Raw genomic sequence first — 21554 nt, 5'->3', positions numbered from 1 at the left:
TTTTAATGACCATCAGAAACATCCCAATACTTTCATTGTTGGATCATGGGTGGTCTCTATGGTAAGGATAGAGAACAAATTAAAATGTATATTGATCTTAATTCGTAAATTTGTTCAAAGATAATGATAAAAATGTCAGAAGAATTTGAAATCCGAAATAAAGTTGCTGAAAGCGGCCTTGTGAATTTTGACCTTACTACTCTACTTCCAAAGGGTGAAAGAAAAGGTATTGACCTTAAGGATTTTCTTTTTCAGGAAATGATCCTGAAGGAGAAAGATTTCCGTGAAAAGGTAGAAGCAATCAATATTGAGGAATACAGTGACTGTTATGTATACATCTATAATTCTGTGGACACCATTATTCCGCTTTGGGCGTATTTTGTATTAACAGCAAAGATTACTGATGTTACCAAAAAAATAGTATTCGGAAACCGCGAAGATCTTGAAGTTCTTTTGATGCACAATGCCATCCAGACTTATGATTTTGAAGATATGAGAGGGAAAAGAGTATTGGTAAAAGGATGTTCGGATAAAGAAATTCCTGAAAACGCTTATATAGAGTTGGTAGAACAGCTAAAACCTTTAGTAAAATCTCTGATGTTTGGAGAAGCATGCTCCAATGTCCCAATTGTAAAGAACTAAGAATGAAGAGATATCTATCTGCTATAGTCTTATTTTTTATTTTTTCAGTCATTTATTATATCGGGAGTTTTACAAAAATTCCCTTTGCTGATTGTGTAGGGTTTGTTCTTTCTGTAGAAAATGGTGAATTTGAAACTACAGCTACGGCTACCAGTCATTTTTTATATACTAACACTGCTATTTTAATTAAAAACCTGACAGGTATTAATGCCATTGAAGCCAGTCGGTTTCTTGTTGTTACTTCAGGTGCAGCAACGGTTTCTGTTATTTATCTTGCGGTAAAAAGTATTGCAAGGACCGAATGGGCTGCCATTACTGCCGCTATCGTCTTTGGCTTCAGTTTTTCCTTTTGGAGAAATACTGAAATTGTGGAAGTATATACCTACAATTCTTTATGGGTAAGTCTTTTTTTCTTTTCTATGACAAAAGTCTTTATTGAAAAGAAGAACGTGCATATTATACTGAGCAGTTTGTTCCTGGGAGTCAGTCTGTGGGTACATATTCAGAACATTTTGCTGATTCCTGCCTTGCTTCTTTTCTTATTTTATTTCAAAGAAGAAAAAAGGTATATGTATTCATCGTTTGCTCTTTTTATTGTATTATTTTCATCCCTATTTATCCTGAATATTGCACAGGGATTACCTTTCAAATCCCCTTACTCTTCAGATCAGGGAACCTGGGTTCAGGATTCACTAAAACAGACACCGATACAATTGATAAAAGACTTCCTTTTATCTTTTACCTACCTTGTTTATAACTTCAATATTTTTATATTTTTCGGAATCGCAGGAATTGCTTTGCTATATCGCTTAAACAAAAAAATGTTTTATGTATTCTTTGTTGCAGCTGTCTTGGTGTATGGTTTTTCCACATTTTATATTGTTTCGGACAATTATGTTTTCTTTATCCCTTTCAATATTATTTTTGCGCTTTCCATCGGATACGGACTGTCTTCAGCAAAATACGCTTCATTCAAAAAAGTGTCATGGATCTGTCTGCTTATTCCCTTGGGATATGTTTTCTGCTATAATATTGCGCTCTCTACAGAAAAAGGGAAAGAAGCCCATGCATTTAAAAAGTATAAGGGAGGTCTAAACTATTACTTGCTACCATGGATGAACAATAATGCCGGCATCCTTGAATTTACCATTGATAAAAAAGTTGCTCCTGAACCTATCCATTGGATGACCTTCAGTGCCCTGGAATACATAAAGGTCTTGAAAAGCAAAGGTTATACTGAAGAGCAGATCCGAAAACTTTAACACTAATTATGAATCCAAAATATTTTGGGAGGCATATTTTTTGATAACTTTGGTTTAATTAATACATTAAACAAACACAAACAATGAGCTTACTTGACCTACTTACAGGGAATACCAGCAACCAGGTTGCTGAACAGGCTGAAAACAAATTCGGAATCAATAGAAATCAAGTAATTGCTCTATTGGCCGTTGCTACCCCTCTTATCATTTCTTATCTTAGAAATAAATCGCAAGATGCAAAAGAAGCTGAAGCTTTAAACAGTGCACTTGATAAAGATCATAATGGAAGTATCTTAAATGATCCTTCACAAATTGAAGCAAGACAAGCGGAAGGGGGTTCTATTCTTGACCATATTTTTGGTGGACAAAAGAGTACTGTAGAAAACCAGTTATCACAAAACACTGGAATTTCAATAGATAAAATCGGACCTATTCTTGCCATGTTGGCGCCCGTAGTAATGGGATATATTGGTCAACAAAAACAACAAAGCAATGTTGGTGCAGGAGGCTTAGGAGATCTTTTAGGAGGAATCCTGGGAAATGCTTCCAGCCAGGCTCAAACTCAACAATCTAATCCTTTGAATGACATTCTTGGAAGTGTTTTGGGTGGTGGACAATCTCAATCATCAGGTAACCCTTTGAATGATATATTAGGAAGTGTACTTGGCGGTGGTGGAAATCAGCAGCAACAAGGCGGATTAGGAGGTATCCTAGGAAATATTTTTGGAAAATAGTTAATTTAATTTTTAATAAAAAAAGACCGAAGAATATCTCTTTGGTCTTTTTTATGGGGCTTACTTTTTAGACTTCTCTTCTACTGCTACAACAGATTTTGAAGTCTTTTTAGGTCTTCTTTTTCCATAACTTCCGGAATTGATCTTACCTCTTCTTGATTTTTTGTCTCCTTTTCCCATAGTAATACCTATTTGTTGTTACTACGAATTTAGGAAATATCATCTTAAAACACAAAGAATTAAGCTGTTAAAGTTTTATAAAATAAGTAAAAATTTGCTCCTAATCATCTTTACAGTAATGCATTTCTTTCTGTATTTAGTTCTTTAAACCTTTACTGTTTTCCACTTTCCTCTTTTAAACAAAATAAAAGCTACGATGGTAATCAGTGTCTCTGCTGCCGGAATTGAGATAAAAACTCCTTTTGGTCCCATTTCCATATATTTTGAAAGAAAATAAGCCAAGGGAATCTGAAACAGCCAGAATCCAAAAAGATTGACCCATGTTGGCGTCCAGGTATCTCCTGCTCCATTGAAAGCATTAATCATCACCATTCCAACTCCATAAAAAATAAAACCAATGCTCATAATATGAAGAGCATTTTCAGCAAAGTCTTTGATCTCTATTTCCTTGGTAAAAAAGCCAACTAAAAAGTTACCAAAAAAAATAAATATCAAGCTTACAACCAGCATGAAAACCACGTTATATTTCACAGTCTTCATCACAGATTGTTCTGCCCGAAGCATTTCATTGGCTCCCATATTCTGTCCCACCAATGTAGAAGCAGCATTACTTAATCCCCAGGCGGGAAGTATAAAGAACATCATTAATCTTAATGCAGTCTGATAGCCCGCTGAAGCATTTTCACCTCCTGTAGTCGCGACCAGCTCAGCAAGAAAAATCCAGCTGCATGAAGCAATCACAAACTGAAAAATCCCGGGAGTTGCAATTTTTATGATAGATCCAATCAAATCATACTTGGGTTTAAAATAATCCAGTTTAATACGAATTTGGGTATCTGCCACTAAAAGATGATACAGCTGGTAAATCACCCCTATGCTTCTACCTATTGTAGTTGCCAGTGCCGCACCCGTAAGTCCCAATGCAGGAATAAGTCCCCATCCTTTTATCAAAACAGGACAAAGGATAATGTTCACAATATTGGCGATCCATAAACTTTTCATGGCAATCATTGCATTTCCTGCCCCTCGGAAAATACCATTGATGAGAAATAAAAGCATTATAATTGTACTGCTACCCATCATAATCCGTGTAAAGTCTTTTCCATAGGCTGCAGCTTCCGGTTTCGACCCCATAAGTATCAGAATTTCCTCCGCATAGATTACCCCAAATAAACTTAAAACCAAAGTTATGGCAAACGACACCATCAAAACCTGTGCTGCACTTCTGGATGCCTGTTCCGGATTTTTTTCACCAATTCTCCGTGCTACCAAAGCAGTTGCAGCCATACTCATCCCAATAGCAATGGAATACATGATGGAAAGGACAGATTCTGTAAGTCCCACTGTTTGAATAGCAAAACCACTCTCTTTCAAGTGTCCTACAAAGTAGAGATCAACTAAGGCAAATACTGATTCCATAGCCATTTCCAGCATCATCGGGATCGCTAAAAGAAGAACAGCACTTCTAATATTAACCTTTGTAAGATCGGTTTCTTCACCGCTAAAGGCTTTTTTCAAAAAGTCAACATATTTTGTCATTTGTCAATCAATAATTTATATAAATTCAAAAATACAAATCCATTTATTACTAAAACTTGGCAAATGATAATAAAAATTAATTAGATTTGTACATTCTTAAAAATAATTCTTATGAAAAAAATAATCTCTACAATTTTTCTTTTTGGAATTTTAGCATCTGCCAATATGCTGTCAGCTCAGAAAATGACTCAGGACAAAATGAAATCCATTCATTCTGATGATATTGCAACATTTAAAAAGCAGTTTACCCCAGGGGATTATAATAAGTGTTTCATGGTAGGAAACGAATCGTTTTCTCCACTTGGTTTCAGTGCATTATCCGGGAAAAACACTCTTATAGCTTTTCTATTAGACAATAAGGTAAATGTGAATAAGAAATGCCAAAACCAAACACCACTTGAATTGGCAGAGATAGGAAAAAATCCTGAGACTGTAAAATTATTAATTGCCAGAGGTGGTAACACGAACTAAAAAATCAAAAAACAATATTCAAAAACTTCCGAAAGGGAGTTTTTTTTATTTATAAAACCTGTAAAAATCTTATCTTTGCCAACGAAAAAAAAGGTTCGAGGCTGAACCTTAAACATTGAACTTTAAACAAATAATTATGTTTCGATCGCACACAAACGGAGAGCTATCTCTGAAAAATCTGAATGAAGAAGTTACACTATCAGGATGGGTACAGACTATCCGTGATAAAGGATTTATGATTTGGGTAGATCTTCGAGATCGTTACGGAATTACCCAATTGGTTCTTGACCAGGATCGTTCTTCGGCACAATTGATGGAAGAAGCTAAAAAATTGGGGCGTGAATTTGTAATTCAGGCTACCGGAAAAGTCATTGAAAGAGTAAGTAAAAACCCTAATATTCCTACAGGAGAAATTGAAATTTTAGTTGAGAAACTAACAATTCTTAACGATTCACAACTTCCTCCATTTACCATTGAAGATGAAACCGACGGTGGTGAGGAATTAAGAATGAAATACCGTTACCTGGATATCAGAAGAAATCCGGTAAAGGATAAATTGATTTTACGTCACAAAATGGCTCAGAAAGTAAGAAATTATTTATCTGATGAAGGTTTCATTGAAGTAGAAACTCCTGTTTTAATCAAATCTACTCCTGAGGGAGCAAGAGACTTTGTTGTACCAAGCAGAATGAATCCTGGACAGTTTTACGCTTTACCTCAGTCTCCACAAACTTTCAAGCAGCTTTTGATGGTAGGTGGAATGGATAAGTATTTCCAGATTGTAAAATGTTTCCGTGATGAGGACCTAAGAGCAGACAGACAGCCGGAATTTACACAAATAGACTGTGAAATGGCTTTTGTAGATCAGGAAGATGTAATGAATGTATTTGAAGGAATGACCAAAACCCTTATAAAGGATATTACAGGTCAGGAATTCGGATATTTCCCAAGAATGACTTTCGCAGATGCGATGAGAAAATATGGAAATGACAAGCCGGATATCCGTTTCGGGATGGAGTTTATTGAGCTTAATGAACTTGTAAAAGGAAAAGACTTTAAAATATTTGATGAGGCAGAACTGGTTGTCGGGATTAATGTTGAAGGGTGTGCAGAATATACAAGAAAGCAGATTGATGAACTTGTAGACTGGGTAAAACGTCCTCAGGTTGGAGCTTCAGGAATGGTTTGGGCAAAATTCCAGAATGATGGAGTAAAAACCTCATCTGTAAACAAGTTCTACAATGAAGAAGACCTTTCTAAGATCATTGAAAAATTTGGAGCAAAAGAAGGTGACTTAATGTTAATTCTTTCAGGAAACGAAAATAAGGTAAGAGCCCAGCTTTCTGCATTGAGAATGGAACTTGGAAACCGTTTGGGATTAAGAAAAGGAAATGTGTTTGCACCACTTTGGGTAGTTGATTTCCCTCTATTGGAATGGGATGAAGATACTGAAAGATACCACGCAATGCACCACCCTTTCACTTCTCCAAAACCGGAAGATATTCACTTATTGGAAACAGATCCTGGTAAAGCAAGAGCGAACGCTTATGATATGGTACTGAACGGAAACGAAATTGGGGGTGGATCTATCAGAATTTTTGACAGAGACCTACAATCTAAAATGTTTGATTTATTAGGATTTACCAAAGAAGAAGCTGAGGCTCAGTTCGGATTCCTGATGAATGCCTTTAAGTACGGAGCACCACCACATGGAGGTTTGGCATTCGGTTTTGACCGTTTAGTGGCTATCCTTGATGGAAACGAAGTGATCAGGGATTATATCGCATTCCCTAAGAATAACTCAGGTCGTGATGTAATGATCGACGCACCGGCTTCTATTGCTGACGCACAGCTCGATGAACTTGAACTGAAATTAAATTTAAAAGCATAAATTTAAAGCGGGGTATTTGCCCCGCTTTTTTTATATCTAAATAGAAAATTCAACAGATGAATAAATCCGAAGAAAAGATAAGTAATCCGCTTCCGAAAAATAAAAAATGGACACCATGGAAATGGGCAATCGCGATAATTTGGCTGGTTGGCCTCCTTTGTTTTTATCACGGAATTGGTTATTCAAAATATAAAAGTAGTTTAGATTTTAAGGCTGGCTATTTTGTAATCGGAATTCTTATCCTTGCTCCTATTTACTATTATATTCATTCGATTATTGAAAGTGAAAAAGGGTTTCCTCTTGAAAATTTTAATAAAGACATTGTTATTCAAGATATAAAACGTCACAAAATCTTTGAAAATGTAGAGTTGAGTCACTGCATGATAGAGAACTATGTTTTTGGAGTGGGTAAAGATCAAAATGATTATGCCAACATTTTCTATAATAAAGAAGGTATTGAGTGTGTAAAATCCAAAATTACCATTGAATACATTAAAAACGATTCATTACTAACACTCACAGCTTTTACAAATATTGATAAGACGAAATTAAACGAAATTTTTCAACATTACACCTCAACAAAAGTTTACTTTGACAAATACATTCCTACCAACTATTATCTTGATCTGGAATTTATAAAAAACTGGGAAAAATAAAAGCGGAAAATAATTCCCGCTTTTATACTTATAGAAAATTATTTCATTTTCAATATCTGTTCTCTTCCCGGACCTGTAGAAAGATAAGTCACAGGAACTCTCAATTCTTCTTCCAGAAATGAAAGAAAATCTATTAGTTCTTGTGGAAGCGAAGTCGGTTCTTCAATAATTGAAAGATCTGCATTCCAGCCATTCATCCATTTTAAGATTGGTTTAGCAGTTTCTGGAAGTATTCCGGAAACAGACTGAATGGTTCCGTCCTCCAGTTCATAGTGTGTACAAATCGCTACCGATTTCAATCCGCTTAAGACATCAGCCTTAGTAAGTACTAACTGTGTAACACCGTTGATCATTACTGCATATTTTAAAGCAGGCAGATCTAGCCAGCCAATTCTTCTGGGACGTCCTGTATTGGAACCAAATTCATTCCCTTTTATTCTTATTTCATTACCTAGCTCATCAAAAAGCTCGGTAGGAAATACACCGTTACCCACTCTTGTACAATAAGCTTTTGCAATACCATAGATATCACCTATTTTTTTCGGTGATATACCTAATCCGCTACAAGCCCCTGCAGCTGTTGTTGAAGAAGAGGTTACGTGAGGATAGGTACCATGATCAATATCCAGCATTGCAGCCTGGGAACCTTCACCCAATATTGTTTTACCATCAGACAAAGCTTTGTTCAAAACAATTTCTGTTTCCGTAATATTAAATTGCTTTAGAAATTCTACCGCTTCAAAAAATTCGTTGGTAATGGACTCAAGAGATGGCAGTTCCCTATTTCCTCCGGCAATAAATCGGTATTCCCTTTCCATTACCTGCTCTACCCTACTCTTAAAATCTGGGGAAAACAGATCTCCAACTCTTAGGTTTTGTCTTAATATTTTATTTGAATAAGCCTGTGCAATACCATTTTTCGTTGTCCCAATTGTTGTATACTCTGGGCTTTCCTCCATGAAAATATCCAAAAGTTTATGGGTAGGTAGTACAAAATGTGCTTTTCGGGAAATGATTATATTTTTTTCCGGCTGAATAGTTCCGTCAAACACCTTAAGGTTTAAAATTTCTTTTTTAAAACTTATAGGATCTAGAACAGTTCCTGTCCCAATAACATTCAGAACATTCTTCATAAAAATTCCCGAAGGAATCATTTTAAGCGTAATTCTCTGTCCATTTCGTTCTATACTATGCCCAGCATTGGAACCTCCATTAAAACGTGCTGTAATGTCATAATTTTCACTGATCAGATCAATAAACTTTCCTTTTCCCTCATCACCCCACTGCAATCCTAATACGATATCCATATATTTATATTTTATGATGCAAAGCTATGGAGGTTTAAAAGGGAGACCATTGTCATTTGGCAAAAAGGACTAACTTGTATAATGTAGGATATAAAAAGTACTTATTATTGATGTTTATGAACAATTAAAGCACACTGCTACTGAATGCTTAAAAGACCAACTTTATGGATAATAGTGAAATTTTGCGGATCTTAACTGCCCTTATAATTCTATAGAATGTTTCTTCTGATTCGGCTTAGCGAAGATGGAGTAACCCCCAGATAAGAAGCCAGCATAGATTGTGGAACTCTGTTGGCAAGTCCTGGATAATGATTGAGAAAATGAGTATAACGGGCTTTTGCATCCTGATTAAGCATGATGCTTGCCACCTTAAGTTTATTCTCCGCTACAAAACCATGAATTCTTGCAAATAAAACAGGCCAGATAGCAATCTTTTCTTCAAGCGTTTTAAAATGCCTTAAATCAATAACGAGGAGTACCGCATCTGTAATGGCTTCAATATATTCGTGGGCAGGCAGCTGATCTGTAAATCCTTGAAAATCTCCGATAAACCGTCCTTCATAAATAAAGTAACGGGTAAAATCATCCCCTTGCTTATTATAATACAAAGACCGGAAGACCCCCTCTTTCACAAAAGCAATCTTCTGACTTACCTTTCCTGCTTCAACAAAAACTTCTCCTTTACGTACAGAAACCTCCTGAATCCCCTCAGCAATGAGTAACTCATCCTGCTCATTCAGCAGCCCAAATTTCTTGATATAATTAAAAAGTTCTTCCATAGCTTTCACCCACAAATTGCGGAAATATAAAGATATAAAAGCTACAGATAAAAACAATTGTCATTTGACAACAAAGTCTTTTATTGATGAAAGAAAAAAACCTGTATTAATAACATACAGGTTTTTTTATTATTTGAAATCAGAGTTATATTGATTGTTTATTATAAACATGAACATCTCTTTGTGGAAATGGAATTCCAATTCCCGCTTTATCAAGGGCTTCTTTACAATCAATGATAAGTTCCTCATTCATTTTCCAAAAGTTCTCTGTAGAAGAACTCACTCTTATTGATAAATTGATTGCACTATCTCCAAGCGTTGTTACCACTACCTGTGGCGCAGGATCCGTAAGAGCAAATTCATTATTATTAATGACCCCCATTAATATGTCTTTTGTCTTCTTAAGATCAGCGTCATAGGCAACCCCAATATCTAATGATGTTCTTCGGGTACCTAACTGGGTAAAATTAGTAATGCTATTGTTTGAAACTACTCCATTTGGAATAACAATTAAGTGGTTTTGCGGGGTGACCAACTTCGTATGAAAAATATCTATCGCCTGTACTGTTCCTGAAACACCAGAATTGGTAGAGATAAAGTCTCCTATTTTAAATGGTTTTAATAATAATATAAGAATTCCTCCTGCAAAATTGGTCAAAGATCCCTGCAACGCTAGACCTACTGCTAAACCAGCCGCACCAATCATGGCAACAAACGCTGAGGTTTGTACTCCTAATTGAGTTACTACAACAATAAAAAGTAGAATATTAAGAGCCCAATTGATAATATTTAAAAGAAAATGCTGCAATGAGGCTTCCATATTACGTTTTTGGAATCCTTTTGCGGCAAGCTTCTTAATCATTCTTATCATCCATGAGCCAATCAGATAAATCAGTAATGCAGAAACTACTGCCGTAAAAATTCTTGGTGCCCATGAAATTGCTGAAGAAATTAAGGTATCCCAATGTTGCTGAATGTTGTTCAATTTTAAATCGTCCATTTTATATACTACTTATTTTTATACTAGCCTATTAATTTCCTTGGCAAAAAAAGGATTTTAAAATGAAATTGAACAAAAACACAATCTGTTTTCAAAAGAAAATCTAACCCTAACCTTTAGAGTTAAAGTCAATAGTATTTTATAACTGAAAATAGATTGATAGCAGAACAGATTGTTTCCGCTTTACCAATGATCATTTTAGAAATTTCTTGCCGGGAAGAAATAATTTGTTTTCTATAATAACAAAAAAAATACCGAAGTCGATTTTCCAAAGATTAAAATTTCTTATTTATTAAACAACAACAATTCATTGTAATTTGAAACATATAAATAGAAAATGGGAGTAATTGTTTTTTACATTTAAAAAACATTATTTCTCATCCTTTTAATTAAGGAAGTTTCGCAGCTAGACTTTCCGGTAAAAGCCTAAGAATATGATAAATTATTTTCCATTTAAAATTGGGAACGATGGTGAAAGAATTTCCGGCATTAACGATAAATTTCGCCACGTAGTCCGGCTCCATTATCAAGGATTCATTCAGTTCCAATCCCTCATTAATCTTTGTCCTGATATAGCCTATAACCAAGGCATTAACCGCTATTTTACGGGAAGCTAACTCCTGTCTTAAACCTGCCAGATATTGTGTGAAAGCGGCTTTTGTACTTCCGTAAACAAAATTACTTTTTCGCCCTCTCACCCCTGATAATGAAGACAATCCAATGATTCTTTCCAGATTACTATTACTTTTATCCATGGCAATAATACTGAGAATAGAAACTCCACCCATATAATTAACTTCCATCATCTGCTTCGCGCCTTTAAAATCAGTCAGTGCTTTTTGATTATCTACCAGGAAACCAGCAGCATAAACAACGATATGAGGCTTTACGAAAAGTTCTGAATAAAATTTCTGATGAGAATCAAAATCAGCGGCATCAAAATACAAAACTGAACACTTCGATTGATCCAGATTATTGGTCTGAATAAAATCCACCAGAGATTTTGTATTTCTGGAAGCTGCCATCACTGAAAATCCTTTTTCGAGATATTGCTTGATGCATTGCTTTGCCACGTCTGAATTAGCACCAAGGATAAGAACAGTTTTGTTTGTATTTGGATTCATGGGGCAAAGATAATTTCTTTTTTAAAAGTATAGAACATAAAAAAGTTGCGGCGGGTGAACTTCGTTCACCCGCCGCAACTGGTATTTTTTAAACTGAATTATTTATTCTCTTCAGTTGTTGTAACAGTTTCTTTCTTATCAGCAGTTTTTGCTTTATCTCCAAAACGACTTTCTGTCATTTCTCTGGAAACAGCTGCTTTCTCAAATTTCAGTTTTCCTGATAATGTTTCGATTACAAAACCATCATCCTGAACCTGAGCAATCCTTCCGTGAAGACCAGATGTAAGAACAACTCTAGTTCCTACCTTAAGGTTTTCCTGAAAGTTTTTTTCCTGCTTCTGTTTTCTCATCTGAGGTCTTATCATCAGAAAGTAAAACCCTACAAACATCACACCCATCATGATCAGCATCATTGGTGAAGATCCTTGTGCCTGTAAAAATAATGTCAACATATTATTATGGTTGAATGTTCGCCGTGAACGTTAATTTAATTGGTGCTTTTTCTACGTTTGCAAAAACATCTGCATACTTTTGAACGTTTCCGTCAAAGTTTGAAGAGTCAAAATGCAACGTAATTTTTCCTTTTTTACCAGGCATGATAGGCTCTTTTGTAAAGTCAGGAGCAGTACATCCACATCCAGGCTTTACTTCAGAAATAATCAAAGGATTTTTTCCTGTATTGGTAACTTCATACACGTGCTCTACTTTGTCTCCTTTTTTGATCTTTCCAAAATCGAAGTTGCTTTCAGATAAAGCAATAGAAGTAGATGGCTCGTTAGAAATCGGTGCAGTGGCTTCACCTGCAATAGGAGCAGCAGTAGAATCTGTAATTACTGGAGTTCCAGCAGTTGCAGAATCAGCAACGATAGTTTCAGGGCTTTGAGTTTCTTTGTTTTCTTTTTTACATGAAACTAAACCAAAGCCTATAATTGACAAGGCGATAATTGATAACGTCTTTTTCATTTTATATTCTATTTTGATCTTTACAATATTTATCTAAAATACCATTAATGAAAATATTTGAACGGTCCGTTGCAAATACTTTAGCAATCTCAATATATTCATTAATAATAACTCTTGAAGGGGTGAAAGCAAAGTTATCAAGTTCTGCAATTGCAGTAGATAAAATTACTTTATCCATTAGAGAAACTCTTTCCAGATCCCAGTTTTCTAATCTCTCACTAAGCTTTTTCTCATTGTTTTCCCAGTTATTCAGGGTATCTCTCAATAATTTGCCTGCGAAAGTTTTATCCTCCTCATCTTTAATCATCTTGATTAGAGTTCTGCTTTCTTCATCTTCTCTTAGGAATCCGATTGTTTTTTGTACCATTGAGTTGGCAATGTGAATATCATCATACCAAGAAAGTTCCTTATCTCCAAGATAATCATGAAAATCATCATTTTCAGCAATATATCTTAAGAATAATTTCCCAATAAATTTTTGATCTTCTTCAAAGGAGAATCCTTCTTCTTTCATGAAATCCTGATAACGTTTTCCCGCAGTAATTCTTTGGAAAGTCTTTACCAATAAATCATCATGCATATCCCATTTCAGCTGCTTGTGCTGACCTGTGAAAAACAATCTTTCTGGATTTTCTTCCAGTTTAAGCAATACTTGGTTGTTGATGAATTTTTGGTTAGGGTTGATGTCTGCATCAGTTTTCAGATACTTGTTTTTCCCAATTTCGATCTGATGTTCCGCTAAATCTTTAAGTCCTACTAAAAAATTAAGCTGATAGATATAGAGATAATAGATTTTCTCTATTCCAGCGAACATGTTTTTCTCTAAAACATCAAATTTCACAGGATTCTGATAGTATGAATACACTGTCTGTACTACTTTTTCACGGATTTGTCGTCTTCCTAACATTCAAAGAGCTTTTTTATGACTGCAAAGATACAAAATTTAAAATTGATTGAATTCGTAGTGTGACTACATTTTTGTAAATTTGTAAAACTATATGAAAGCGTTAAAAACCTTAAACCCCTATTTTTGGAAGCACAAAATACTATTGTTTTGGGGGGTATTATTTATCATTGCCAGTAATTTTTTCAATATATATAAAGTCCAGTTTGTAGGAAAATCTGTAGATGAGCTTACTAAAAACGGAAACCTTGGCTTCAACCATCAGGTTTTAATTTATGTTGGAATTATTGTGGGCTGTTCACTTTTAACAGGATTCTTCACCTTTATGATGCGGCAAACTATTATTGTGGCTTCCAGAAGAATTGAATATGAACTTAAGAATAAAATCTACAGACACTATCAGGATCTGTCCTTAACGGATTATAAGCAAACAACCATTGGAGACTTAATGAACAGATTAAGTGAAGATGTTGTTGCGGTAAGAATGTATCTTGGGCCTGGAGTAATGTATGTTGCCAACCTGATTGTTCTTGTTGTGATCACGGCCATTTACATGGTGAAGACAGATGCTTCCATGACTGTATGGACATTGCTTCCCCTTCCTATTTTGTCCTATGCTATTTATAAGGTAAGTTCTATTATCAATAAAAAATCGAAAGTGATGCAGAAGAGTCAATCTGCTATTTCAACTTTTGTACAGGATAGTTTTTCGGGAATTCGTGTTGTAAAATTCTTCGCAAGGGAAAAATATATTCAAAAAAACTACGGAATCAAGGTAACCGATTATCAAAACAAGGCATTGGATCTTGCTAAAACGGAAGCCTATTTCTTTACTATTATTTTGTTTGTAATTGGATTATTGAATGTTGCCGTTATCTGGGTTGGAGGAACAAAATATATTGCCGGAGAATTAAGCATTGGTAAAATTGCTGATTTCTTCATGTATATTAATACTTTGATTTTCCCATTCTCTATGGTGGGCTGGGTAACTTCTGTAAACCAAAGAGCGGAAGCTTCCATGCAAAGGATTAATGAATTTATGGATAAAGAATCGGAAATTGTTAATACAAACTTCGAGAATTATCCTATCAAAGGAGATATCGAATTCAAAAATGTATCGTATGTGTATCCTAATACAGGGATCAAGGCACTCGATAATTTAAGTTTTACAATTAAAGCTGGTAAATCATTGGCCATCATGGGTAAAACCGGAAGCGGAAAATCTACCATTGCACTCCTTTTATGCAGACTGATAGATCCCACTGAGGGGGAAATCTTGATTGATGGTAAAAACCTAAAAGATCACAATCTTACTAATTACAGAAACTTCATTGGATATATTCCTCAGGAGAGTTATTTATTCTCTGATTCTATTGAAAATAATATAGGTTTTGCAATTGATCATCCATCCCATGAAAAGGTGGTAGAGTATTCCCAGATTGCAGATGTACACAAAAATATTGTTGAGTTTAAGGAGCAATATAAAACACTTGTTGGTGAACGCGGAGTGATGCTTTCGGGAGGACAAAAGCAAAGAATTTGTATAGCCAGAGCCTTAATTATGGACCCAAATATCATTATTTTTGATGATTCTTTATCTGCTTTAGATACGGAAACAGAGCAAAATATTCTTGAAAATATTGATAAAAAAATCGGTAATGCAACATCCATAATTATCACGCACAGAGAGTCTAGCGCTCAAAAAGCAGATCAAATCATCAATCTAACTGAAATTGCTAATTCTGTAACCGCTTAGCTGTTTCGTTCTCAATTGTTAAATAAATCATAAAAAAAATTTTGTGATTAAAAGAATTCTTTTATATTTGTTCTTAACAAGATTAAAAAATATCTAACAATGAGTGAATACAAGGAACGCCATGAAAATGAGATTTTCACGAAGGTGTTAAAAGCAGGGAGAAGAACTTATTTCTTTGATGTGCGCGAGACGAAAGCAGGAGATTATTATCTTACAATCACTGAGAGTAAGAAAAATTTCGGAGAGAATGGGGAAGCTACATTCGAGAAGCATAAAATTTACCTTTACAAGGAAGATTTTAAGAGTTTTCAGGAGATGTTTAATGAGTCCACAGATTTCATCATTAATGAAAAGGGTGAGGATGTAATTTCAGAAAAACATGACAAAGACTTCAAAAGCAAATCTTATACAATAGATTCTGACGACGAGGTTTAAAAAAAGAATATCTAAAAACACAAGCATCTGAAAAAGATGCTTTTTTTATGCCTTGAAACCAAGACATTCACTCCTTATTCAAAATATAAAAAGGTGTACTTTTGAAAAGTACACCTTTTATTTTACACATATTCTTTCTTTATCTGTGAAAGTATGGTTGGATCCTGTATTTCATTATCCTTAGCCAGTAATAGAACCTTGGATAATACTTCTGCTGATTTCGGATCATCATCTGCGAAAGGTAAGAACAGCCGTCCTCTATGCTGAGAATGAACCGGTAGTATAGACAGATGTTTGCCAGGAACCTGATGTACCACTGCACTTCCCAAGTGCACACTATATTCTGCCATCTGCCCTTTCACAAGGACATGTGAGCCATCAATCCTTACATTATCCAGTTTAAATAAACGTGCTGTTTCTTTCATTAATACGGCTCTCATTTCAATAGAAGAATGGCTTGTTTCAGGATCAACATCTCCTACATGAGCAACTGAGACAACCAGGTCTACATCTCTCATTACCTCTGAAAACAATCTTGGATTGATCTCTTCAAAAGGTATATTCTTGTAATCCTTTAATGAATGGAATTCTATTGTTTCTAAGGTTGGACTTTCCACATCTGCAGGAGAGAACCAGTCTGCCATTGCATATAGCTTAACCTGGAAGCCTTCCTTATGATACACTTTCTGTAATCCGTCTTCATAATCCACTTTCCAGCCTCTTGTTTTAAGAAGCGCCAAAGTTTGTTTTGGCTGAATCTGATGCCCTGCATAACGGCGTGAAATAGATTTTTCTTTTAATTCATCCGACGTTGGGACATAAAGTTCTCTGAATATCTGCTTAAATGGCTGTACAAGTTTTTCTTTAAAACAATAATGTTGATAATCACCCCAAACTGAATGCTGATGCAGATCTACACAGTGAGCAATACGCAGGGTACTCTCTTCACTCAATTCCCGAATTTCACCATGAGCATTTACCAAACCTCCATCATGGAAGAATCCTATTTTCTGATCATTGGAAATAAATATAAGTTTTTCCAAATGCTTTACAATAACAGGATGTTCAAAAAGGGTCTTGATCTCTTTTAAAAGGAATTCATCTCCTCTTATCATAGCTTCCTCCAGTCCTTTTCGGGAACGGGTCCATTGCTCGCGCATGATCTTACGGTTATTACCCAGTTCCACAACTGCTTTATCTTTCTTAATCTTTGACGGAATAGATTTTAATTGTTTATCATCCCTGAATACGACCAATTCAGCTTTTCCATTATCTTCTATGATCAAACCTACTGTAACCCCATCAATGGTAACCTGAGTATCTTTGGACAAGAGAGACTGAATTTGTTTGGTTTCCATTGCCCAGGTTAATCTTATCGGATCCGGATAACCAGCATTTCTGGCAAGGTTTTCTAATGCAACGCGAATAGCCAAGGCCTCACTTGACTGCTTCATGGAACCAAACTCTTTACTTTCTTTCTTGAATTGTTGAATATATTCATATCGGCTTAAGACATCCTTCTCAGGATTGGCTTTACTCAAAGGGACAAGCCCATATACACGAAGATAATCCTGATCACGCTTATCCTTTACTTTTGCTGTTACCTCTTTTATTTTTAAGCTTCCTGCCAATGTATCGGAATAAAGTCTCGCTCTTCTGTGTCCGTTGCCATCTGATATATATTTCGCAGATTCATATAGCATTTCCCAACGGGCTTTACCGAGTTCTTTATAGGCTTTAGTAAACCAGTCTTTATCTACCGCGCCATCTTTAAATTCCTGAATATCTACTGATGAATATTTAGCAACTTCACTTTCCAGTTTTGCATTTTGGGCTTCATCGGCCCCGGTTTTAGTATGGGCATGCATCCACCAGATCGCTGAATCTAATCCTTTCCAACCTAAATAATTGCTTATAAGCTGCTGCCATTGCGGCGCATACACTGCAGCCTGTATTAAGCGAAGCTCTGTAATCTTTTCTTTTTTTATGATCTCATCAAATGATTTCTGAGTATCACTTTCTAAAGGATAGCAGTTAGAAATAAGCCAGGAGAAAAGTTTTTGCTTAGTCATGCTTTCGTTTCCATAACTGTATATATAATTGGCATATAATCCAGATTTACCTAGTCCTTTCAAAATCTGAACAAAACGAAAGGTTCCATAAATAGATCGAAACTGCTGTACAAAATGTGAAACCGAAGTATTGGCATCTCCACGAATCAACTCTATATCCAGAAACTTATCCTGAATTTCTTCAATCATAGGCTTCAGGAAAGGAAACAATTCTAAATATTTCTCATTATTATAATTGGATTTAATTGCTGTAAGGTCACTTATAGCTGAATCAGCAGTCAAAATTCCCTCAAACAGTTCTTCTTTTGTAATAAGCTTTAGTTCATATGCTTTACAGAAGAAATAGAAGCTAGGAACAGACTTTATGATATTTTCTGCCAATCCTTTATACTGCATCCATCGGTACAAATTCCATTGTTTAATGTGCTGTTCATTTGTAAGGTTTTTCATAGGAATAGCCCGTAAAAAAACATTGAAAAAATCCAGTTGCTGCCAGCCATTTCCCTGGTCTCGATAATAATAATCTCCACTATCTTTTCCCTTATAGTTAATAATATCTTCAGGAAGATTGGCAAATAGTGTACTACAAGCGTCTATTGCAAAATCGACCACTTCCTCAAAGACGAATTTATTCTTTAATGAGCCTAAAATCCTTATGATAGGATTCTCCCAATAATAAGTTCCTTTTGTAGGGTTTGGAATAATCTCTTTATGATAGAAGACATATTCTTCCAGAAAGTTTCTAAAGACTTTTCGGTCGCAACTTTCAGCAAATGTCAGCAAAAATAAATCTCTTGGCAGCATTCCTGAATCTTTAAACCATTGCTCCCATACTTCATGCAGTGGATAATTTTCAGCTAACTGCTGAGGAGTAAACCCCTCTGTATTTCCTTTTATCTCTCGGAAAGTATTTCCCATTAATATTTTGGTCACAGAATTATCCCATTCCTCTGATTCATATTCATGGTCCTTATGCTGCAGAAATAAATCATTGAGTTTTTTTAATTCTTCTTTTATCTTGGTAATGGATATTGTAAAGCCATACTTATCATTTTTAGTTGCTTGTATGTAAATTGAATCTGTCTCTACTTTTGGTAATGCAAACTTTGAAATTACGGAAGGGTCATAAAATCCGAATCCGTTTTCAGCGGAAAGTATGGTTTGGTCTCCTGACGGATTAATCTGCTCAAGTAAGCCTTTTTCTCTTTCAGAAATTTTTGATCTTTCAGAATACTGCTGTGTCCAACGGATAATCTGAGAAGACACTCTTTTTCCTTGTTGAAGCTGAAGCATAATATCCAGAGATGCAGCTCTCTGCTCCACATCACCTTTAGTCATTAATTCTTCAACTAATGGTGTCACTACGTTATCTTCCTGTTCTGTAACAAGTTCTATAAGCTTCTTACGGAGTACACCGCCTTTTCTTTTAAACATATCAAAGAAAGCCATAATCTCTTCTTTGTTTAAAGGATTTTGAAGCAAAATATTCATTCCTGAAGCAATCAAGGATTCTCCCCTGTCTTTTATAATTTTAAAAGCAAATTCCTTTTGGAAAGGAGTTACTGCTTTTTTCTTCTTTCCTAGTCCGTAGGAAAATGAATAGCAATAAAATTCACCTAAAATATTTCGGGTCAGTAATTCACGCAACGAAAGATCAAACTGATCAAAGTAAGACAAAACTATATCCAGCTTATTGTTATCTTCTCCTACCAGATAAAACATTGAGGCATACAAATCACTCTTCTTGAATGTCACATTAAGCCATGAGAATATTTTCCCTTCAAATTTCTTTTCTTTTACCTCTATTTTTTGCGTCAGTTCATGAATTTTTTCAAAGAAATCCGGATAATCTGCATTATTGATAAAGAATTTAGATTGGGTATTGGCTCCTAATAATTCCGACAGATGGTTTCCCACAAATGCCAGCACCTCTTCATTCCCCTCCAGTACAGCCTTATAATACAAAGGCATTTGAATATAAGGATTACCTGTTTCTGTGGCAAATTTTATCGCAAGACATTTTTTCTCTATACTTCCTTTGTCAAATAAGTAATTCAGGTAAGGAACCGTTTTATCCACATCCCATACTCCTTGTACCCAAAGAGCCATATAGACTTCATTATTATTCTTGCTCTTAATAGCATCAGGCACAAGTTCAGGATTGCTGAAGTATGTATGAGCCAGTGATACAATATTCTTTACGACTGATTCTTTTTCTGCTTCCCAGCCTAATCCTGTCCACGTATCTATAGAACGTACAACAGACGAAAAACGGGTAAGCTTATGTTCCACAATCACGTTGGTCATATATTCCAAAGCTCCGATACTGGTTTCATCCAAAGCTTCCAATATGGTCTGCCTTAACCCTTCTTGTCGCTGTGCTGCCAGTAAAAGTTTTTCCACCAATTCCCAACAATGCTTCTGCTCACTGTTGAGTAAAGCTTTAATGATATTTCTGGAAACCTTTCCCTCCGAATGTTTATTAAAAATAATATCTTCTATTAATTGATAGATACTTGTATTACCTGTATCAATTGCAGCTGCCCAAACATAGAACTGGCTTGAGTTATTTGATACCTCATTATCATAGACAATCTGTTCTTCCAATGATAAATCATAGTCCGGATCACTACTTTCATAAGAGTAAACATAGGGAGACCGCAGCAGTTCTCTTATAAGATTAGCCTGATTCATGAGTACATATCTTTCATTATGAGGAGCACGAAACGAGCGACGGAAATAACTCGTCTGATACATTTTGTAAGGCATTCTGTTCCACACGTGTTTTACAAGACCTGCATTTTCTCCAAAATAGTAAACCAGGAGTTTATAGTAATCTGCATCTTCCCAAATATCAGGCTTTATGTATTCTTTCAGCTTCTCTGCTTCTTTTGAACCCAGAGTCATTGCCTCATAATAATTTGTTTTTCCCATTAAGAATAAACCTAATTTTGCAACATCTTTCTTAAGTATAGGTTTATCCGGAAAAACCTGTGTAGACAAACCTTTTTCAGATTGTTCCACCAGATCTTTCCTTAGTTTCTCGTAATAATTCTTGACAAGTTTTTTCGATTCTAATTTTTGTGTGATTTCCATGTATGGTATTACTTAATATAATTTGATTACCAATAGCTTCCTGCAAGAAATGCAAGTCTTATAAATGTAAATGTATGTTTTAGGCCCAAATCGATGGTTTGGGTAAGGCTTTCAAGCTGTTCATCATTGTAAAATACAGCAAACATTCCGTCTTCAAAAGCCTGAATGGCATTTTCCTGCGCTTTTTGCAAGTCTGCTTTCTTGAGATTATAAATACTACCAAAACCTACTTTACCTGTATCTGTGAGCAGATTCAGGTAATTATCCTGCGGAATTTTAGTATAGTCTTCATCCTCCCGCTCAAAAGATTTTGTATTGAACTCATATACTTGCTGTTGAACGATTAATTTTAATAAATTTTCTAAGGTGATATTGGCCTCGTCGTAGGCAATCTCAATGTTTTGTTCCGAGAGAACAGGATGTTTCTTCCCCAACTGCTTTACAGTGACTTTTATTTCCATATTTGAACTTAGTGTGACTAAATATAGTAAAATTTCGCTGTGCTATTATATCAATTTGAGATTTTATGATGAATATCAAAAAAAGAAGATGAAACTTTAAATAACTATTGTTTTAATATTATATTTTGGCTAAAGTCATTTTAATGATTAACTCCAATGGTAAGGGTTACCTCGCAACAGATAATACCTTTTTTAGGTGTCGGCGGGAGGAGTATGGATGAATAGCGATAAAAAGCTACTAAGAAAAAATAAAAAAGTGGAGCTTATTTTTTGGTTGAAATA

At 35.3% G+C, this 21554-nt stretch carries 19 protein-coding genes; 8 read left to right on the top strand and 11 right to left on the bottom strand.

The window, feature by feature from the left end:
- Positions 1-132 precede the first annotated feature (132 nt).
- From SCA31_RS13620 to SCA31_RS13610, 3 genes are all read left to right on the top strand, one after another.
- Positions 133-642, top strand: coding sequence for a DUF2480 family protein (locus SCA31_RS13620; protein ID WP_410697536.1), 510 nt, complete (start codon positions 133-135; stop codon positions 640-642).
- Between the two features lie 2 nt (positions 643-644).
- On the top strand, positions 645-1904 hold the full coding sequence (locus tag SCA31_RS13615; protein WP_410697535.1) for a protein O-mannosyl-transferase family: 1260 nt from the start codon (positions 645-647) through the stop codon (positions 1902-1904).
- 83 nt (positions 1905-1987) lie between these two features.
- Positions 1988-2638 carry a DUF937 domain-containing protein gene (locus SCA31_RS13610; RefSeq protein ID WP_410697534.1) on the top strand — a complete coding sequence of 217 codons (651 nt, stop codon included), beginning with the start codon at positions 1988-1990 and terminating at the stop codon, positions 2636-2638.
- Between the two features lie 60 nt (positions 2639-2698).
- On the opposite strand, the gene SCA31_RS13605 is transcribed toward SCA31_RS13610, so the two are convergent.
- Complete coding sequence (locus tag SCA31_RS13605) at positions 2699-2818, bottom strand: 30S ribosomal protein THX (RefSeq protein ID WP_076355030.1); 120 nt, start codon at positions 2816-2818, stop codon at positions 2699-2701.
- A gap of 144 nt (positions 2819-2962) precedes the next feature.
- Positions 2963-4357 carry an MATE family efflux transporter gene (locus SCA31_RS13600; RefSeq protein ID WP_410697533.1) on the bottom strand — a complete coding sequence of 465 codons (1395 nt, stop codon included), beginning with the start codon at positions 4355-4357 and terminating at the stop codon, positions 2963-2965.
- Positions 4358-4468: 111 nt separating this feature from the next.
- Between SCA31_RS13600 and SCA31_RS13595 the strand changes: the two genes are divergently transcribed.
- From SCA31_RS13595 to SCA31_RS13585, 3 genes are all read left to right on the top strand, one after another.
- The gene (locus SCA31_RS13595) at positions 4469-4828 is read left to right on the top strand and encodes an ankyrin repeat domain-containing protein (RefSeq protein WP_410697532.1); all 360 of its coding nucleotides are present in this window, start codon (positions 4469-4471) and stop codon (positions 4826-4828) included.
- A 136-nt stretch (positions 4829-4964) separates the two neighbouring features.
- Positions 4965-6719, top strand: coding sequence for an aspartate--tRNA ligase (gene aspS, locus SCA31_RS13590; RefSeq protein WP_410697531.1), 1755 nt, complete (start codon positions 4965-4967; stop codon positions 6717-6719).
- 56 nt (positions 6720-6775) lie between these two features.
- Positions 6776-7375, top strand: coding sequence for a hypothetical protein (locus SCA31_RS13585; protein ID WP_410697530.1), 600 nt, complete (start codon positions 6776-6778; stop codon positions 7373-7375).
- Positions 7376-7413: 38 nt separating this feature from the next.
- Here the strand turns inward: SCA31_RS13585 and SCA31_RS13580 are convergent, their stop codons facing one another.
- From SCA31_RS13580 to SCA31_RS13550, 7 genes are all read right to left on the bottom strand, one after another.
- Positions 7414-8682: an adenylosuccinate synthase gene (locus SCA31_RS13580; protein ID WP_410697529.1), complete on the bottom strand. Its 1269-nt coding sequence runs from the start codon at positions 8680-8682 to the stop codon at positions 7414-7416.
- 209 nt (positions 8683-8891) lie between these two features.
- Positions 8892-9461, bottom strand: a complete 570-nt coding sequence (locus SCA31_RS13575) for a Crp/Fnr family transcriptional regulator (protein WP_410697528.1) — start codon at positions 9459-9461, stop codon at positions 8892-8894.
- 145 nt (positions 9462-9606) lie between these two features.
- Positions 9607-10461 (bottom strand): mechanosensitive ion channel family protein, encoded by an 855-nt coding sequence (locus SCA31_RS13570; RefSeq protein WP_410697527.1) that lies wholly within the window; start codon positions 10459-10461, stop codon positions 9607-9609.
- 389 nt (positions 10462-10850) lie between these two features.
- Positions 10851-11585, bottom strand: coding sequence for an SDR family NAD(P)-dependent oxidoreductase (locus SCA31_RS13565; RefSeq protein ID WP_410697526.1), 735 nt, complete (start codon positions 11583-11585; stop codon positions 10851-10853).
- 98 nt (positions 11586-11683) lie between these two features.
- Complete coding sequence (gene yajC, locus SCA31_RS13560) at positions 11684-12037, bottom strand: preprotein translocase subunit YajC (RefSeq protein ID WP_410697525.1); 354 nt, start codon at positions 12035-12037, stop codon at positions 11684-11686.
- 4 nt (positions 12038-12041) lie between these two features.
- Positions 12042-12548, bottom strand: a complete 507-nt coding sequence (locus SCA31_RS13555) for a DUF1573 domain-containing protein (protein WP_410697524.1) — start codon at positions 12546-12548, stop codon at positions 12042-12044.
- A gap of 1 nt (position 12549) precedes the next feature.
- The gene (locus SCA31_RS13550) at positions 12550-13455 is read right to left on the bottom strand and encodes a transcription antitermination protein NusB (protein ID WP_410697523.1); all 906 of its coding nucleotides are present in this window, start codon (positions 13453-13455) and stop codon (positions 12550-12552) included.
- Positions 13456-13546: 91 nt separating this feature from the next.
- Here SCA31_RS13550 and SCA31_RS13545 point away from each other — a divergent pair, with 91 nt between their 5' ends.
- Both SCA31_RS13545 and SCA31_RS13540 read left to right on the top strand, forming a co-directional pair.
- Complete coding sequence (locus SCA31_RS13545) at positions 13547-15208, top strand: ABC transporter ATP-binding protein (protein WP_410697522.1); 1662 nt, start codon at positions 13547-13549, stop codon at positions 15206-15208.
- A 99-nt stretch (positions 15209-15307) separates the two neighbouring features.
- Positions 15308-15643, top strand: a complete 336-nt coding sequence (locus SCA31_RS13540) for a DUF3276 family protein (RefSeq protein WP_034679055.1) — start codon at positions 15308-15310, stop codon at positions 15641-15643.
- 122 nt (positions 15644-15765) lie between these two features.
- On the opposite strand, the gene SCA31_RS13535 is transcribed toward SCA31_RS13540, so the two are convergent.
- Positions 15766-20811, bottom strand: coding sequence for a DUF4132 domain-containing protein (locus SCA31_RS13535; RefSeq protein WP_410697521.1), 5046 nt, complete (start codon positions 20809-20811; stop codon positions 15766-15768).
- Between the two features lie 26 nt (positions 20812-20837).
- Positions 20838-21272: a hypothetical protein gene (locus SCA31_RS13530; RefSeq protein WP_410697520.1), complete on the bottom strand. Its 435-nt coding sequence runs from the start codon at positions 21270-21272 to the stop codon at positions 20838-20840.
- Positions 21273-21554 lie beyond the last annotated feature (282 nt).

Origin of the sequence: Chryseobacterium sp. SIMBA_028 (assembly GCF_046535285.1) — a bacterium.
Classification (GTDB): domain Bacteria; phylum Bacteroidota; class Bacteroidia; order Flavobacteriales; family Weeksellaceae; genus Chryseobacterium.
Note: the sequence above shows the minus strand (reverse complement) of the source record. Positions and strands in the feature narration are given on the sequence as shown.

Excerpts from the sequence above, each read along its gene's own strand:
- SCA31_RS13620 (WP_410697536.1), top strand. The coding sequence starts at position 133 with ATGTCAGAAGAATTTGAAATCCGAAATAAAGTTGCTGAAAGCGGCCTT.
- SCA31_RS13615 (WP_410697535.1), top strand. The coding sequence starts at position 645 with ATGAAGAGATATCTATCTGCTATAGTCTTATTTTTTATTTTTTCAGTC.
- SCA31_RS13610 (WP_410697534.1), top strand. The coding sequence starts at position 1,988 with ATGAGCTTACTTGACCTACTTACAGGGAATACCAGCAACCAGGTTGCT.
- SCA31_RS13605 (WP_076355030.1), bottom strand. The coding sequence starts at position 2,818 with ATGGGAAAAGGAGACAAAAAATCAAGAAGAGGTAAGATCAATTCCGGA.
- SCA31_RS13600 (WP_410697533.1), bottom strand. The coding sequence starts at position 4,357 with ATGACAAAATATGTTGACTTTTTGAAAAAAGCCTTTAGCGGTGAAGAA.
- SCA31_RS13595 (WP_410697532.1), top strand. The coding sequence starts at position 4,469 with ATGAAAAAAATAATCTCTACAATTTTTCTTTTTGGAATTTTAGCATCT.
- aspS (WP_410697531.1), top strand. The coding sequence starts at position 4,965 with ATGTTTCGATCGCACACAAACGGAGAGCTATCTCTGAAAAATCTGAAT.
- SCA31_RS13585 (WP_410697530.1), top strand. The coding sequence starts at position 6,776 with ATGAATAAATCCGAAGAAAAGATAAGTAATCCGCTTCCGAAAAATAAA.
- SCA31_RS13580 (WP_410697529.1), bottom strand. The coding sequence starts at position 8,682 with ATGGATATCGTATTAGGATTGCAGTGGGGTGATGAGGGAAAAGGAAAG.
- SCA31_RS13575 (WP_410697528.1), bottom strand. The coding sequence starts at position 9,461 with ATGGAAGAACTTTTTAATTATATCAAGAAATTTGGGCTGCTGAATGAG.
- SCA31_RS13570 (WP_410697527.1), bottom strand. The coding sequence starts at position 10,461 with ATGGACGATTTAAAATTGAACAACATTCAGCAACATTGGGATACCTTA.
- SCA31_RS13565 (WP_410697526.1), bottom strand. The coding sequence starts at position 11,585 with ATGAATCCAAATACAAACAAAACTGTTCTTATCCTTGGTGCTAATTCA.
- yajC (WP_410697525.1), bottom strand. The coding sequence starts at position 12,037 with ATGTTGACATTATTTTTACAGGCACAAGGATCTTCACCAATGATGCTG.
- SCA31_RS13555 (WP_410697524.1), bottom strand. The coding sequence starts at position 12,548 with ATGAAAAAGACGTTATCAATTATCGCCTTGTCAATTATAGGCTTTGGT.
- SCA31_RS13550 (WP_410697523.1), bottom strand. The coding sequence starts at position 13,455 with ATGTTAGGAAGACGACAAATCCGTGAAAAAGTAGTACAGACAGTGTAT.
- SCA31_RS13545 (WP_410697522.1), top strand. The coding sequence starts at position 13,547 with ATGAAAGCGTTAAAAACCTTAAACCCCTATTTTTGGAAGCACAAAATA.
- SCA31_RS13540 (WP_034679055.1), top strand. The coding sequence starts at position 15,308 with ATGAGTGAATACAAGGAACGCCATGAAAATGAGATTTTCACGAAGGTG.
- SCA31_RS13535 (WP_410697521.1), bottom strand. The coding sequence starts at position 20,811 with ATGGAAATCACACAAAAATTAGAATCGAAAAAACTTGTCAAGAATTAT.
- SCA31_RS13530 (WP_410697520.1), bottom strand. The coding sequence starts at position 21,272 with ATGGAAATAAAAGTCACTGTAAAGCAGTTGGGGAAGAAACATCCTGTT.